This window comes from Sinorhizobium alkalisoli (assembly GCF_008932245.1).
Classification (GTDB): domain Bacteria; phylum Pseudomonadota; class Alphaproteobacteria; order Rhizobiales; family Rhizobiaceae; genus Sinorhizobium; species Sinorhizobium alkalisoli.
Window position 1 is genome coordinate 3333709 of the sequence record NZ_CP034909.1, and the last position, 15324, is coordinate 3349032.

Below are 15324 nucleotides of genomic sequence, written 5' to 3' on the forward strand. Positions count from 1 at the left end.
GGGGTCCTCGCAAATTAGCGACAACTATCGCAGCTGCGAATCGATTGAATTCAAAACGGTTTCACGACAACGAGGATGACGATGAGGATCATCAGCAGCGTCGGGACCTCGTTCATCAGCCTCCAATAGCGTGCGTTCCGGCGATTTTCGTCTCGCCCGAAGGCCGCAACCGCCCGGCTGTAGTGCACGTGTACGAGGGTCAAGAGCAGCACGGACAACAGTTTGGCGTGCAGCCATCCTCCACGAAACCCGTATACGTCCCAGGCAAGATAAAGACCGAGCCCCCAGGTGATCATCATCGCCGGGTTCATGATGACCTTCAGAAGCCGCTGTTCCATGATCTTGAAGGTCTCGGACTGCGGCGATCCGCGCGGTGCGTCCGTGTGATAGATGAAAAGCCGCGGCATGTAGAGAAGGGCCGCCATCCAGGAAATCACCGCAATGATATGGAGCGCCTTGACCCACAGATAGAGATCGTCGGGCCTTGCGGCGAAGAGGGCGCCCAACAGGGCCGCAAAGGCGGCAAGGGCGATCATTGCCCGAAGCCGCGCCCGCTTGCCTGGAGCGCTGTCGCTCTGCCTTTCGCCCATCATCGCTCCCCGCGGACGCGTGCCACGAGCGCGGCGACATGGTCCGGCCTGGCGTCAGGGGTGATGCCGTGGCCGAGATTGAAGATCAGCGGCCCGTTGCCGAGCACGTCGAGAATCCGGTCGATACCGCCCTCCATCGCCGCTCCGCCGGCGACCACGCGCAACGGATCGAGATTCCCTTGGACCGGCCCCTCCTTCTGCAATTCCGCCGCAAAGGAAAGGGGCAACGTCCAGTCGAGGCCGATGGCGTCCGCCCCGGTCGCTTGCCGATAGTTCCTGAGCTGCAGCCCGGCGCCTTTGGCAAAGGCGATCACTTTGGCAGACGGCCTGCGAGCGCGAACGGATGCAATCATCCGCCGGACGGGCTCGACGGCAAAGCGCGCAAACTCCTCCTCACCGAGCACGCCGGCCCAGGAGTCGAAGATCTGCACCGCATCCGCACCGGCATCGATCTGCGCCACGAGATAGTCGGCCGAAACGTCGGCCAGAAATGTCAGCAGCCGTTCGAAAGCCTCACGATAGCGATAGGCAAAGAGCCGAGCGGGCGCCTGGTCGGGTGTCCCGTGCCCGGCGATCATATAGGTCGCGACCGTCCACGGGGCGCCGCAGAAGCCGAGGAGCGTCGTTTCCACCGGCAATTCTCGCCGCAACCGCGACACCGTTTCGATGACCGGCGCGAGATGGCCGGATACGCCATCGGCGTTGAGCAGGGCAATGCCGTCGGCGTCGATCGGGTCCATGCGCGGTCCATGCCCCTCCTCGAAGCGAACATTGCGATGAAGCGCGTCGGGAATGACGAGGATGTCGGAAAAGAGAATCGCCGCATCAAAGCCGTAGCGGCGGATCGGCTGCAGCGTCACCTCGACGGCGAGATCGGGCGTATAACAGAGATCGAGAAAGCTCCCGGCCTTCGCCCGCGTCTGGCGATATTCCGGAAGATATCGGCCCGCCTGGCGCATCAGCCAAACCGGGGGCGGGGTGACGCATTTCCCGTCCAACACCTCCATCACCTTTCGATGTTTCTCGGCCACGGCTTCGTTCCCCAATCTAAAAACAAATCTATTTGAAATGGTTTCTATTTCTTAGAGTCGGTGACTATCAAGGATTAAAATCAATCCTCACTTCGTCCAGAAGGGCGGCAAAGCCCCGCGTCGCACGGGAGGGAAATCGCCTGACCGAGCCCTGAAGTGAGGAAAGCTCAAAAAGCCGAGCTTCGTCAAAACCTTGGATGCCGTTGAGGAATGGCGCTACCTGTGGACAAGAAGTGGATCCGCGTGACAATTTGTCTTCCGCATGAGTCTTGTCCACAGCGGTGCGTCCGGGTTTTCCGCCCGGGTCTTCGATGTGAATAACCGGGCGCTTTTCCACTTGCCTGATCGCTGCCCGCGATTTTAGCTGTCTTTCGTCCCGACCTATCAACAGCCCCCGGAGAATTGCGTGGAGAATCCAAAAAACTATTTCCATCTCCACCTCGTCTCCGATTCGACCGGCGAGACGCTGATCGCCGCCGGCCGTGCGGCGGCGGCGCAGTTTCAGACCTCCCACGCACTGGAACATGTCTATCCGCTGATCCGCAACAAGAAGCAGCTGATGCAGGTTCTGGACGCGATCGACGGCGCACCGGGGATCGTGCTCTACACCATCGTCGACCGGGAACTCGCCGGCATCATCGACCAGCGCTGCCGCGAGATGGGCGTCCCCAGCGTCTCCGTGCTGGATCCGATCATCGAATTGTTTCAGTCCTATCTCGGTTCTCCGTCCCGCCGCCGCTCGGGCGCGCAACACGTGATGGACGCCGATTATTTCGCCCGCATCGAAGCGCTGAATTTCACGATGGACCATGATGACGGCCAGATGCCGGCCGATTTCAACGCGGCCGATGTCGTGCTGGTCGGCGTCAGCCGTACGTCGAAAACCCCGACGAGCATCTATCTCGCCAATCGCGGCATCAAGACTGCCAATATTCCGATCGTCCCGGGTGTGTCCTTGCCCGATTCACTGCTACAGGCGACGAATCCGCTGATCGTCGGTCTCATTGCCAGCGCCGACCGGCTGTCGCAGGTCCGCCAACACCGCCTGCTCGGCATGACGCATGGCTTTCATGGCGAGGAATATACGGACAGGGCGGCAATCGCCGAAGAGCTGAAATATGCGCGCATGCTTTGCGCCCGCAACAATTGGCCGGTGATCGACGTCACCCGCCGCTCGATCGAAGAAACCGCCGCCGCGATCGTTGCCCTTCGTCCGCGGCTCAGATAAGCGAAACGGAAGGCTGGACGGCGGCATGCAGGCGAGCCGCCAGCCAAAACCTTGGCGTAAGCCGCGCGATCGTCGGATCCGCTCGATCGCCGCGAAATCCATGCGGGATTGGAACAATGACATCCTCGCTCGTGCTGGCCTCGGCCAGTCCATTTCGTCGGGCCCTTCTCGAAAATGCAGGGCTGACATTCGATGCCCGCGCCGCCGAGATCGATGAGCGGGCGCTGGAGTGGCCGCTCGAACGCGCAGGTGCTTCGCCGGTCGATGTGGCACTGGCGCTGGCGGAGGCGAAGGCGCGGGACGTGGCCCGCCAGTTCCCTGGCGCGATCGTGATCGGCAGCGACCAGACGATGTCGCTCGGGCCGCGGGTCTATCACAAACCGAGGGACATGGCCGAAGCAGCCGACCATCTCCTGTCTCTGGCGGGCAAGACGCACAGCCTGAACAGCGCGATCACCCTCGTCCGCGCTGGCGACGTGCTCTGGCGCCACGTGTCCACCGCCCATATGACGGTCCGTCCCTTGAGCGCGGACTTTGTCGAGCGACACCTGGAACGCGTCGGCGTGAAGGCGCTGGCGAGCGTCGGTGCCTATCAACTCGAGGGCGAGGGCATCCAACTCTTCGAAAAGATCGAGGGCGATTATTTTACGATTCTCGGCCTGCCGATGCTGCCGCTTCTTTCCAAGCTTCGCGAACTGGGTTCGATCGATGGATGATTCACGTGAAACATTTGTTAAGCATGCCTTCGTCACCGGCTGTCCCGTCAGGCACTCGCGCTCGCCGCTGATCCACGGCTATTGGCTGAAGACCTTCGGCATTCCCGGCAGCTACGTGGCGCATGAGGTCACGCCGGAAGAGTTCCCCGGCTTCATGACCGCGCTGAAGGAGGGAACCGCCGGCTTCTGCGGCGGCAACGTCACCATCCCGCACAAGGAGGCGGCCTATCGACTTGCCGACAGGCCGGACGAACGCGCCGCCGAACTCGGCGCCGCCAACACGCTCTGGCTGCAGGAGGGATCGATCTGCGCCACCAATACAGACGGCCTCGGTTTCGTTGCCAATCTCGACCAGCGCGCCGTCGGCTGGGACCGGACAGCCAGCGCCGTCGTCCTCGGCGCCGGCGGCGCCAGCCGAGCCGTCATACAGGCGGTGCGCGACCGCGGCATCAAAACGATCCACGTCGTGAACCGCACCGAGGCTCGGGCGCGAGAGCTCGCCGACCGCTTCGGCCCCGCCGTTCACGCGCAGCCGATGGCGGCGCTTTCCGAAGTCATGACTGGTGCCGGACTGTTCGTGAATACGACGTCCCTCGGCATGGATGGCGAACCGGCGCCGGAGATTGACTTCTCGCCGATGGCCGCCGATGCCGTCGTCACCGACATTGTCTATGTACCGCTGAAGACGCCGCTCCTGAGGCAGGCGGAAGCGCGGGGCTTCCGTATCGTCGACGGACTTGGCATGCTGTTGCACCAGGCGGCGCCCGGATTCGAAAAATGGTTTGGCCGGCGACCCGCCGTGGATGAGAAGCTTCGGCAGATCATCATCGACGATATGGACGCGCGCGCATGATCATCGTCGGCCTCACGGGCTCCATCGGCATGGGAAAATCGACCACGGCCCAGATGTTTCGCGAGCTCGGCGTGCCGGTAAACGATGCGGACGAGGTCGTGCACGACCTCTACCGCGGGGAAGCGGTGGCGCCGGTCGAAGCGGCCTTCCCAGGCGTGGTCCGGGACGGCGTCATCGATCGGGCCGAACTCTCGAGGCAACTTCTCGACCGGCCCGACCGGCTCGGCGAATTGGAGCGGATCGTGCATCCGCTCGTGCGCGCGCGTGAGCAGGAGTTCATCGCGCGGAATCGGACGGCCGGTGCGCCCTTCGTGGTTCTCGACATTCCCCTGCTTTACGAGACCAAGGCGGAAACGCGCGTCGATCGCGTCGTCGTCGTCACCTGTGATCCCGAGACCCAGCGCCAGCGCGTCCTGAAGCGGCCGGGAATGACGGCGGAAAAATTTGCGATGATCCTCGCCCGCCAGGTTCCCGACAGCGAAAAGCGCGCGCGCGCCGACTACATAATCGACACGAGCCACAGCTTCGACGTGACCCGGAAGCAGGTCGGCGCCGTCGTCGACAGATTGCGGGTGGGGTAGGCGCATCGCGCCTTATCAACATCGGTTCCCGGCCGAGGCGCCAAGCGGACATTCACGGGTTTACCCACGATGATCCGCTCAGATTTCCTGGGTTTGCCGCAGGTGCTGGTCGCAAAGCCGTGGAACACCTTTGCGGAACCTGCTTAAAAGCGAAGACCGGTTCGCGAGTGATTCGCGTCGAACCATTGCTCCGGGGAAGTCCGCATGCGTGAAATCATCTTCGATACGGAAACGACCGGTCTCGACAATCGCGAGGACCGGGTGATCGAGATCGGCGGCGTCGAGCTCGAGAATCACTTTCCGACCGGGCGGAGCATTCACATCTACATCAATCCCGGAGACCGCAAGGTCCATCCCGACGCGCTGGCGGTGCATGGCATCACCGACGAGTTCCTGAGGGACAAGCCGCCCTTTGCCGATGTCGTCGAGGAAATCCTCGAGTTTTTCGGCGATGCCCGCTGGGTCGCGCACAATGCCGCCTTCGATATGGGCTTCGTCAATGCCGAGCTCGAACGGCTCGGACTGCCCCTCGTTGCTGGCGACCGGGTAACCGACACACTGGCGCTCGCCCGGCGCAAACACCCGATGGGCCCCAATTCGCTCGATGCCCTTTGCCGGCGGTACGGCATCGACAATTCCCACCGGACGAAGCACGGCGCGCTTCTCGATTCCGAGTTGCTTGCCGAAGTCTATATCGAGATGATCGGCGGTCGGCAGGCGGCGCTCGGCCTCGTGACGACTGAGCTCGGCGGCGTCGCAGCCGATGCCGATGACGCGCCTATCCTCCTAATCCAGCGGGAGCGGCGCCTGCAGGCCCGCTTGACCGAGGCCGATCTCGCCGCCCATGCGGCCCTGATTTCCAAGATCGGCGCCAAGGCCATCTGGGCAAAGTACGGCGGTTGAAGGCGCCTGCAGCGCAACGTGCAAACGCCACGCATACAGACGGCCAAACAAAAAACCCGGCTCGCGGAGCCGGGTTCGGGATCAGAGCTGAAAAAACTCTAATTGGCCGTGCTGTTGGTATTCGCGACCTGCGAGCGGACTTTTTCCTCTGCCATGCGCTGCGCGAACATCTGCGCGAAATCGATCGGGTCGATCATCAGCGGCGGGAAGCCGCCATTGCGGGTCGCGTCGGAGACGATCTGCCGGGCGAACGGGAAAAGGAGACGCGGGCACTCGATGAAGAGCAGTGGCAGCATATGCTCCTGAGGGAAACCGCTGACACGGAAAACGCCACCATAGGCCAATTCGACGTTGAACAGGACCTTGTCGCCGTCCTTTGCCTCGGCATTGAGCGACAGAACGACATCGAAATCGTTCTCCGCAAGCGGATTGGCGTTGACGTTGACGTTGATATTGATCGACGGAGCCCGTTCGCGCGCCTGCAGGGAACGCGGTGCGCCGGGGTTCTCGAAGGAGAGGTCCTTGACGTACTGGGCCAGGATGTTGAGCGACGGGGTTTGCTGGGCGCCGCCATTGCCGGTGGATGCGGTATCAGTCGTCATGAGAGTTTCCTCGGACTTCGAATTGCTGAGGCCATCTAGCATTTCGGACCTGGGCTTACAACCCTCGGCACCGGCGCTGGTTCCCTGGTGATTTCGGGCATGCTCATGGATCGTCATCGGCATCAATTCGGGGCAGTCGGTACTGGGCTCTTGATGCGTTTCACCCAATCTGTGCTGCGGTTTTGGACAACGACACGCGTAAGACCAGGGCCCAAAGCCCGTCGCACGAACAGGCTTGATCGCGACGCGCCGATTGGAGGAGTTGCGGCGCCGCAGCCGGCACGCCTTAGTCGGGAAGGCGGTTGGAGGGCGGCGCGGACTCGTTCTCGTCGTCATCGTCCCTCGAGAATTCGTCCGACTCGAGATCGATGACCCGGCCGGAGGGCTGGTCGCTCCTTGCGCCGCTCGTGTAAAAAAAATCAGTTCCGGTCGTCAGGATCGTCATGCGCGACTGGAGGAAGCGGGCGAGACCGCGCCGTATCGGGGGCAGGAACAGGAGAATACCCACCGCATCGCTGATGAAGCCGGGAATGATGAGCAGGATCGCGGCGATGAAGACCAGCGCACCGCCGACGACGTCAAGGCCCGGGTCGATGCCCTTCCGTGCCGATTCCTGCACGCGGCGGAGCACGCCGAAGCCCTGAATGCGCAAGAGCGCGACGCCGGCGACGGCACTCAGCAGCACGAGCAGCAGTGTTGCCGCGACGCCGACCGCGCGCCCGACCATGACGAAGCCGGCGATTTCCGCAAGCGGAAGTCCGAGAATTGTGAGAGGGATGATCAGGGAACGCATCAAGGGTGCTCACGAGAGTGGAATTGGCCGAACGACGGTTTATGGGTGCGACATCGCCATTTGAATGGTTTATCCTTGCGGACTATATGGAACAGTAACGTAAATTCTAACAGCGGTTCCGGGTGGAAATGGGCTCTTTCGACTTCATCACGTTTTTTTTCCTGATCGCGGCTGTGGTCATCTTCCTTCAATTGCGAAGCGTGCTCGGTCGCAGGACGGGAAGCGAACGCCCGCCGTTCGACCCCTATTCGCCGCGCGATATCGCCCAGGGCCCCGAGGCAAAGGACGGCGGCAAGGTCGTTCAACTGCCTCGCCGTGAGAGGAGCGAGGAAGACGAAAGCCGCTACGCGGCCATCGACTCCTACGCCAAGCCCGGCACGCCATTGAACGGCCAACTGCGAGCCATGAACGAAGCCGACCCCGAGTTCGAACCCGGCGAATTCCTTAATGGCGCAAAGATGGCCTACGAGATGATCGTCATGGCTTTTGCCGATGGCGACCGCAAGACGCTAAAAGGTCTTCTCTCCCGGGAGGTCTATGAGGGTTTCGAAGCCGCCATTGCCGAGCGTGAGGCCAAGGGCGAAGTGGTCAAGTCGACCTTCGTCGGTATCGAGAAGGCCGATATCGTCCATGCGGAACAGAAAGGCAGTGAGGCCAATGTCACGGTGCGGATCATCAGCCAGCTGATCTCCGCCACCTATGACAAGCAGGGAAAGCTTATCGATGGCGATGCCGACTCCGTGGCCGAGGTCAACGATCTGTGGACCTTCGCGCGCGACGTCCGCTCGCGTGATCCGAACTGGAAGCTGATCGCCACCGAGTCTGAAAACTGACCGCACGGGGCGACGATGGCCTTTGATCTCGAGCCGGTCGCTTTTTCCGACTTGCCCGGTTGGCAGGAGGACGATCCCGCACTGGTGATCGCCGCTCTCCGCCGTTGCCATCGTCACGTGACGATGGTGAAGCCGTATAGAACCGGCTCCCTCGGCATCACGGTCGGCGATCTGCTGCCCGCCTTCGAGGCGGCCGGTGCGCATCGTTTTGACGCAGGTCGGGCGCGCGCCTTCTTCGAGGAACACTTCGCGCCATTCCGAATCCGGCCAGACGGGAGACAGACGGGCTACGTGACGGCCTTCTACGAGCCGGAGCTCGAGGTGCGCGCGGCCGCAGACGATGATTTCCGCTTTCCCTTCTACCGCCGCCCGCCCGAGCTCGTCGACATCGACGAAAATAATCGGCCGGAGGGCATAGACCCCTATTTCGCCTTCGGCCGGCAATGCGACGGCTCGATCGAAGAATATCCGGACCGCCGAGAAATCGAGGAGGGGTTCCTTGCCGGCCGCGGTCTCGAAATCGCCTTTGCCCGCTCCAAGGTCGATGTGTTCTTCGCCCATGTTCAGGGGGCTGCCCGGCTGATCTATCCGGACGGCACGCGCCGTCGCATCACCTATGCGGCGAAGACGGGGCATCGTTTCTCCGCGATCGGCAAGCTGCTCGTCGAGCGCGGCGAGATCGATGCCGCGACCGTGTCGATGGCGAGCATACGGGGCTGGCTCGCGGCCCACCGGGGTCGCGTCGACGAAGTCCTGTGGCACAACCGTTCGTTCATCTTCTTCCGCGAGGCGCCGGTCGAAGATGAGGAACTCGGGCCGGTCGCCGCCGCCAAGGTTCCGCTCGAGCCGGGGCGCTCGCTCGCGGTCGACCGCCTCATCCACACCTTCGGCGTGCCGTTCTATGTCGCAAGCGAGAGCCTGACACATCTCGACGCGGGACGGCCTTTCGGGCGCCTGATGCTGGCGCTCGACACGGGCTCGGCGATTATCGGCCCGGCACGCGGCGACATCTTCACCGGCTCCGGCGAGGCCGCAGGCGATCTTGCCGGTTCGGTGCGCAACGATGCGGATTTCTTCATCTTCATACCGCGCGCGGCGGCGGCCAGATATCGCCCCGGATATCGCCATGGCTAAGGAAAAGAAGCTCTCGCCGGAGGACCGCATCCTGTGGGGCAAGGTCGCGCGCTCGACGCGGCCGATGCCCGGCCGGCTGGAGGAACTCACGGGCCTGCTCGAAGAGGAAGAGCAGCCGCCAGCCGCGCCGACGCCGGAGCAGCCGGGCACGCCACCCTCCGCGTCAAAAAAGGCGGAGCAGGGCTTCAGGCTGAGCGGCAGCGGCCCCGAGTACCATCACCACCCGCTCGAGCGGCCGGTGAAGCGCAAGCTCTCCAAGGGACGGCTGGCGCTTGAGGCGCGCATCGACCTGCACGGCATGATCCAGAGCGAGGCGCATGGGCTGCTCTTGCAGTTTCTCATCAAGGCGCATGAGCGGGGGCTCAGACATGTGCTTGTCATCACCGGCAAGGGTACCTCGCTCGGCAGCGACGGCGCCTTGAAACGGGCGGTGCCGCTCTGGTTTTCGCTGCCGGAATTCAGGCCGCTGATTTCCTCCTACGAGCCGGCGGCGAGGAATCATGGCGGCGAGGGCGCGCTTTATGTGCGCCTCGCGCGCGTCAAGGGTCATGCGTCTTGACCCCGTTCGGCGAGGCAATGCGTGAACTGCGCCGCCGCAAGGGCGTCTCGCAAAAGGAGATGGCGGCGGCGATCGGGGTATCCCCGGCCTATCTTTCGGCGCTCGAACACGGCAAGAGAGGCTCCCCGAGCTTTGACTTCCTGCAGCGCGTCGCCGGTTACTTCAACGTGATCTGGGACGAGGCGGACGAACTCTTCCAGGTGGCGCGGATTTCGGATCCCCGGGTGGTGCTCGACACCTCCGGCCTTCCGCCCGGCCACACGGCCTTTGCCAACCGCTTGAGCGAGCGTATTCGCGACCTGTCGGCAGAGACCATCGAGGCCATGGAAGATATTTTGGAAAAAGCCGCATTTCCTGATAATGACAGGGGATGAAGCCCGCCCCGGCCCCGCGATCCTGCAGGTCGGGATTTGGAACCCGTGGACAAATTTCCTATAGTCCGCGAGGCATCCCGCTCGTGATTCGGACCGAATCACGGCGTTCGAAAACCTGGAAAGACCTGAAGCCGAATGACCGATATCACTCAGACCGAAGCCGGCGCGACCGCCGAATATGGTGCCGATTCCATCAAGGTGCTGAAGGGCCTCGATGCCGTCCGCAAGCGCCCGGGCATGTATATCGGCGACACCGATGACGGCTCCGGCCTGCACCATATGGTCTACGAGGTCGTGGACAACGCGATCGATGAAGCGCTCGCCGGCCATGCGGATATCGTCACGGTCACACTCAATCCCGACGGCTCGGTCACCGTGACGGACAACGGCCGCGGCATCCCGACCGATATTCATCGGGAAGAGGGCGTCTCGGCGGCGGAAGTCATCATGACGCAGCTCCATGCCGGCGGCAAGTTCGACCAGAATTCCTACAAGGTTTCCGGCGGTCTGCACGGCGTCGGCGTCTCGGTCGTCAATGCGCTTTCCACCTCGCTCAAGCTCAAGATCCGCCGCGGCGGCAGGATACATGAAATGAGCTTTACCCATGGCGTTGCCGACGGGCCGCTGGCGGTGGTCGGCGACGCCGGCGGCGAGACCGGCACCGAGGTCACCTTCCTGCCGAGCGAACAGACCTTTTCGAATGTCGAATTCGACTATGCGACGCTCGAGCATCGCCTGCGCGAGCTCGCCTTCCTGAATTCCGGCGTCCGGATCGTGCTGACGGACAAGCGCCATTCGGACATTCGCCGCGAGGAGATGATGTATGACGGCGGCCTCGAGGCCTTCGTCGCCTATCTCGATCGGGCCAAGAAGCCGCTCGTGCACAAGCCCGTCTCGATCCGCGCCGAGAAGGACGGCATCACCGTCGAAGTGGCGATGTGGTGGAACGACAGCTATCACGAGAACGTGCTCTGCTTCACCAACAATATTCCGCAGCGCGACGGCGGCACGCATATGGCGGGCTTCCGCGGCGCGCTAACCCGCCAGATCACCTCCTATGCCGACACGTCCGGCATTACCAAGAAGGAGAAGGTGTCGCTGACCGGTGACGATTGCCGTGAGGGGCTGACCGCAGTGCTTTCGGTCAAGGTCCCGGACCCGAAATTCTCATCGCAGACCAAGGACAAGCTCGTCTCGTCCGAAGTGCGCCCCGTCGTGGAGAGTCTTGTCAACGAGGCGCTGAGCGTCTGGCTCGAGGAAAACCCCTCCGATGCCAAGATTCTCGTCGGCAAGGTCGTCGAGGCCGCCGCCGCCCGCGAGGCGGCCCGCAAGGCGCGTGAGCTCACCCGCCGCAAGGGCGCGCTCGATATCTCCTCGCTCCCCGGCAAGCTCGCCGACTGCTCCGAGCGCGATCCGGCAAAGTCGGAAGTGTTCCTGGTGGAGGGCGATTCGGCAGGCGGCTCGGCCAAGCAGGGGCGCTCGCGAGAGAACCAGGCGATCCTGCCGCTTCGGGGCAAGATCCTGAACGTGGAGCGCGCACGCTTCGACAAGATGCTGTCGAGCCAGGAAATCGGCACGCTGATCACCGCGCTCGGCACCTCGATCGGCAAGGACGAGTTCAACGCCGACAAGCTGCGCTACCACAAGATCATCATCATGACGGATGCCGACGTCGACGGCGCCCACATCCGTACGCTGCTGCTCACCTTCTTCTTCCGGCAGATGCCGGAGCTGATCGAGCGGGGCCACCTCTATATCGCCCAGCCGCCGCTCTACAAAGTCACGCGCGGCAAGTCGGTCCAATATCTGAAGGACGAGAAGGCGCTCGAAGACTACCTGATCAGCATGGGCCTCGAGGAGGCCTCCCTGGAACTCGCCTCCGGAGAGGTGCGCGCCGGACAGGATCTCCGCGAAGTCATCAACGATGCCTTGCGCCTTCGCTCGCTGATGGACGGTCTGCATTCCCGCTACAGCCGTTCGATCGTCGAACAGGCGGCGATCGCCGGCGCGCTCAATGTCGAACTCAATGCCAATCGCGACGAGTTCGAGAAGATTGCGGCGGAGGTTGCGCGGCGTCTCGACGTCGTCTCAGAGGAGACCGAGCGCGGCTGGGCCGGAATCGTGACGACGGAAGGCGGGTTGAAGCTCGAGCGGATGGTGCGCGGCGTCAAGGAAGTGGCCGTTCTCGACATGGCGCTGATCGGCTCGTCCGATGCTCGCCACATCGACCAACTGACGGGAAAATTGAAGGAAATCTATTCGGCGCCGCCGGTATTGCGCCGCCGCGACGGTACCCAGGAGATCAGTGGCCCGCGCGCGCTCCTGGATGCGATCTTCGCTGCCGGCCGTAAGGGGCTGACGATGCAGCGCTACAAAGGCCTCGGCGAGATGAATGCCGAACAGTTGTGGGAAACGACGCTTGATCCGAATGTTCGTTCGCTGCTCCAGGTCAAGATTTCCGATGCGACCGACGCCGACGGTCTGTTCTCACGTCTGATGGGCGACGAGGTGGAGCCGCGCCGTGATTTCATCCAGGAGAACGCGCTGAGCGTCGCCAATCTCGACATCTGACCTGCTCGTCCGGACTCTCTTGGGGGAAGGCAGCGCGGAGCGGCGACCGCTCCGCGCTCCTTTCATTTGAACGCTTCACTCGGTCCCGAAACGGCCCTCGAACACGAATTCGCCGATCGGCTTACGCTGGCTCGGCTTCTCGCGTTCGCGCAAGTCGTCCGGCAGGGTAGAGGGCTCGGCGAGCCTTCCGATCGCCACCGCGGCCTCGACGCGATGGTGTTCGGGCACTTCGAACACCTGCATCGCCTTCTCGCGATCGATCCCCGCCATCGCATGCGCATACCACCCGGCCAATTGCGTCTGCAGCGCAAGCGCGAACCAGGCGGCGCCGGTGTCGAAGGCATGCGTGAAGGCGGGGCGGATCTCACCGCTCGAAGTCACCCGGTGCGTCTTCGAAAGAATGATGACGAGCGCCGAGGCCTTTTTCGCCCAGCGCTGATTGCCCTCGTCAAGCGTGCCCAGCAGGCGCGCGAAGGAGTCTGTGCCGCGGCGGGCATAGACGAAGCGCCAGGGCTGGAGGTTGCTCGCCGAAGGTGCCCAGCGTGCGGCCTCGAACAGCGCCAGCAGTTCCTCTTTGCCAATGTCCTCTCCGGTGAAGGCACGCGGCGACCAGCGCTCCAGGAAGATCGAGTGGATCGGGTGGTCGGCTTTTCTCTGGTTGATCTCTGTCACGAAAAACGTCCTTGGTCTTGCTTCCGAATCCCTTGGGAGGCCCTATCTATCTGGAAAGGCAGCGGGGCCGGATCCGCGGAGCGACGCTACAGAAGATGGAGCGGTTTCGAAACATGCTCGCTCAAAAGTGATGACCTGCGGCGCCTCCACGGACTGCTCTTAAGGGGAGTGCCCCGGTCCACGTTCCGGTTACTCGGAGAGCCGGCCATGAAATTTCTCGACTCGCCGCCGGAGTGATTGTCGATTCGGAAAAAAGTTGTATAAGTTCTGTAGACTTTTCCGAGGAAGGACGCGCCATGAATCTGAAAGACCCGTCGCTGTTTCGCCAGGCCGCTCTCGTGGGCGAGAACTGGATCGAAGCCGACCCCAACAATGCAATCGAGGTGACGGACCCGGCGACGGGCGAGGTGATCGGTCGCGTGCCGAAGCTCGGTGCGGCGGAAACGCGCGCTGCGATCGAGACCGCGGCGCGGGTACAGAAAGACTGGGCGGCAAGGACCGCCAAGGAACGCGCCGTGGCGCTGCGCCGCTGGTTCGAGCTGATGATCGAGAACAAGGACGATCTCGGCCGGATTCTGACGACCGAGCAGGGCAAACCGCTCGCCGAGGCGACCGGCGAAATCGTCTATGGCGCAAGCTTCGTCGAATGGTTCGCGGAAGAAGCGCGACGCGTCTACGGCGACATCGTGCCCGGGCATCAGAAGGACAAGCGCATCCTGGTGATGAAACAGCCGATCGGTGTCGTTGCCGCGATCACGCCGTGGAACTTCCCGAACGCGATGATCACCCGCAAGGCTGGCCCCGCCTTTGCCGCCGGCTGCGCCATGGTGCTGAAGCCGGCCGCGCAGACTCCGTTTTCGGCGATCGCCATTGCCGTGCTCGCCGAGCGCGCCGGCATGCCGAAGGGACTTCTGTCGGTCATCACCGGTTCGGCCCGGGAGATCGGTGCCGAGATGACCTCGAACCCGACCGTGCGCAAGCTGACTTTTACCGGTTCCACGGAAGTCGGCGCCGAGCTCTACCGGCAGAGTGCCGCGACGATCAAGAAGCTTGGCCTCGAACTCGGCGGCAACGCGCCCTTCATCGTTTTCGACGACGCCGATCTCGATGCGGCGGTGGAAGGCGCCCTGATCGCAAAGTTCCGCAACAATGGCCAGACCTGCGTCTGCGCCAACCGGCTCTATGTCCAGGATGGCGTCTACGATGTCTTTGCGAAGAAGCTCGCCGCCGCCGTCGCCAACCTCAAGACCGGCAATGGCATGGAGGAGGGTGTCATCCTTGGGCCGCTGATCGACAAGCCGGCATTGGAAAAGGTTGAAGAGCATGTTGCCGACGCGCTTGCCAAGGGCGCCCGTGTCGTCCAGGGCGGCAAGCGCCATGCGCTTGGCGGCACTTTCTACGAGGCGACGGTGCTCGCCGACGTCACCCAGGCGATGGCTGTCGCGCGCGAGGAAACCTTTGGCCCGGTGGCGCCGCTCTTCCGCTTCAAGGACGAGGCGGATGTCGTCAAGCAGGCCAACGACACCGAATTCGGCCTTGCCTCCTATTTCTATGCCAAGGATCTCGCACGCGTGTTCCGCGTGGCCGAAGCGCTGGAATACGGCATGGTCGGCGTCAATACCGGTCTCATCTCCACAGCGGAAGCGCCTTTCGGCGGCGTAAAACTCTCCGGTCTCGGCCGCGAGGGTTCGAGATACGGGATCGAGGAATTTACCGAGATCAAATATGTCTGCCTCGGCGGCATCGCCTGACGCAATTCGGATCACGCAGGCCCGGCCGGAAAGTTCTGGCCGGTTTTTTCTTTTGCCGGTAAGAATTCGTCGATGATGGTTGCCAGCGCAACTGCCCCTCTCTCTGGGTTCACCCGAGAAGGGCAAACCGCAT

At 63.0% G+C, this 15324-nt stretch carries 16 protein-coding genes; 11 read left to right on the plus strand and 5 right to left on the minus strand.

Going from position 1 to position 15324, the window contains the following annotated elements; translation table 11 throughout:
- Positions 1 to 50: 50 nt before the first annotated feature.
- Both hemJ and hemE read right to left on the minus strand, forming a co-directional pair.
- A complete protein-coding gene (gene hemJ, locus EKH55_RS15905) occupies positions 51 to 593 on the minus strand; it encodes a protoporphyrinogen oxidase HemJ (protein ID WP_151611802.1) in 543 nt (180 codons plus the stop codon).
- Entirely contained in the window at positions 590 to 1621 is a 1032-nt protein-coding gene (gene hemE, locus EKH55_RS15910) for a uroporphyrinogen decarboxylase (protein ID WP_069458881.1), read from the minus strand. The genes hemJ and hemE overlap by 4 nt, the downstream gene beginning before the upstream one ends.
- Positions 1622 to 2027: 406 nt before the next feature.
- Between hemE and EKH55_RS15920 the strand changes: the two genes are divergently transcribed.
- From EKH55_RS15920 to dnaQ, 5 genes are all read left to right on the plus strand, one after another.
- Positions 2028 to 2849 carry a pyruvate, water dikinase regulatory protein gene (locus tag EKH55_RS15920; protein WP_069458882.1) on the plus strand — a complete coding sequence of 274 codons (822 nt, stop codon included), beginning with the start codon at positions 2028 to 2030 and terminating at the stop codon, positions 2847 to 2849.
- Between the two features lie 116 nt (positions 2850 to 2965).
- Entirely contained in the window at positions 2966 to 3565 is a 600-nt protein-coding gene (locus EKH55_RS15925; protein WP_069458883.1) for a Maf-like protein, read from the plus strand.
- Entirely contained in the window at positions 3558 to 4418 is an 861-nt protein-coding gene (locus tag EKH55_RS15930) for a shikimate dehydrogenase (RefSeq protein ID WP_069458884.1), read from the plus strand. Before EKH55_RS15925 ends, EKH55_RS15930 begins: the two co-directional genes overlap by 8 nt.
- Positions 4415 to 4999, plus strand: a complete 585-nt coding sequence (gene coaE, locus EKH55_RS15935) for a dephospho-CoA kinase (RefSeq protein ID WP_069458885.1) — start codon at positions 4415 to 4417, stop codon at positions 4997 to 4999. Before EKH55_RS15930 ends, coaE begins: the two co-directional genes overlap by 4 nt.
- Positions 5000 to 5203: 204 nt before the next feature.
- Positions 5204 to 5902, plus strand: a complete 699-nt coding sequence (dnaQ, locus tag EKH55_RS15940; protein ID WP_069458886.1) for a DNA polymerase III subunit epsilon — start codon at positions 5204 to 5206, stop codon at positions 5900 to 5902.
- Positions 5903 to 6000: 98 nt separating this feature from the next.
- Here the strand turns inward: dnaQ and secB are convergent, their stop codons facing one another.
- Positions 6001 to 6504 carry a protein-export chaperone SecB gene (secB, locus tag EKH55_RS15945; protein ID WP_069458887.1) on the minus strand — a complete coding sequence of 168 codons (504 nt, stop codon included), beginning with the start codon at positions 6502 to 6504 and terminating at the stop codon, positions 6001 to 6003.
- 286 nt (positions 6505 to 6790) lie between these two features.
- Positions 6791 to 7297 carry an FxsA family protein gene (locus EKH55_RS15950; RefSeq protein ID WP_069458888.1) on the minus strand — a complete coding sequence of 169 codons (507 nt, stop codon included), beginning with the start codon at positions 7295 to 7297 and terminating at the stop codon, positions 6791 to 6793.
- Positions 7298 to 7425: 128 nt separating this feature from the next.
- On the opposite strand from EKH55_RS15950, the gene EKH55_RS15955 reads away from it, so the two are divergent.
- The 5 genes from EKH55_RS15955 to gyrB all read left to right on the plus strand — a co-directional run bounded on the left by EKH55_RS15955 (position 7426) and on the right by gyrB (position 12768).
- A complete protein-coding gene (locus tag EKH55_RS15955) occupies positions 7426 to 8130 on the plus strand; it encodes a Tim44/TimA family putative adaptor protein (RefSeq protein WP_069458983.1) in 705 nt (234 codons plus the stop codon).
- 15 nt (positions 8131 to 8145) lie between these two features.
- Positions 8146 to 9264 (plus strand): murein transglycosylase A, encoded by a 1119-nt coding sequence (gene mltA / locus EKH55_RS15960; protein WP_151611804.1) that lies wholly within the window; start codon positions 8146 to 8148, stop codon positions 9262 to 9264.
- A complete protein-coding gene (locus EKH55_RS15965; RefSeq protein WP_069458890.1) occupies positions 9257 to 9823 on the plus strand; it encodes a Smr/MutS family protein in 567 nt (188 codons plus the stop codon). The genes mltA and EKH55_RS15965 overlap by 8 nt, the downstream gene beginning before the upstream one ends.
- Positions 9820 to 10197: a helix-turn-helix domain-containing protein gene (locus tag EKH55_RS15970; RefSeq protein ID WP_069458891.1), complete on the plus strand. Its 378-nt coding sequence runs from the start codon at positions 9820 to 9822 to the stop codon at positions 10195 to 10197. The genes EKH55_RS15965 and EKH55_RS15970 overlap by 4 nt, the downstream gene beginning before the upstream one ends.
- Before the next feature lie 135 nt (positions 10198 to 10332).
- Positions 10333 to 12768, plus strand: a complete 2436-nt coding sequence (gyrB, locus tag EKH55_RS15975) for a DNA topoisomerase (ATP-hydrolyzing) subunit B (RefSeq protein ID WP_069458892.1) — start codon at positions 10333 to 10335, stop codon at positions 12766 to 12768.
- Positions 12769 to 12843: 75 nt separating this feature from the next.
- Here gyrB and EKH55_RS15980 read toward each other — a convergent pair whose 3' ends face one another.
- Positions 12844 to 13440 carry a nitroreductase family protein gene (locus tag EKH55_RS15980; RefSeq protein ID WP_069458893.1) on the minus strand — a complete coding sequence of 199 codons (597 nt, stop codon included), beginning with the start codon at positions 13438 to 13440 and terminating at the stop codon, positions 12844 to 12846.
- A gap of 296 nt (positions 13441 to 13736) precedes the next feature.
- Here EKH55_RS15980 and gabD point away from each other — a divergent pair, with 296 nt between their 5' ends.
- On the plus strand, positions 13737 to 15191 hold the full coding sequence (gene gabD, locus EKH55_RS15985; protein WP_069458894.1) for an NADP-dependent succinate-semialdehyde dehydrogenase: 1455 nt from the start codon (positions 13737 to 13739) through the stop codon (positions 15189 to 15191).
- Positions 15192 to 15324 lie beyond the last annotated feature (133 nt).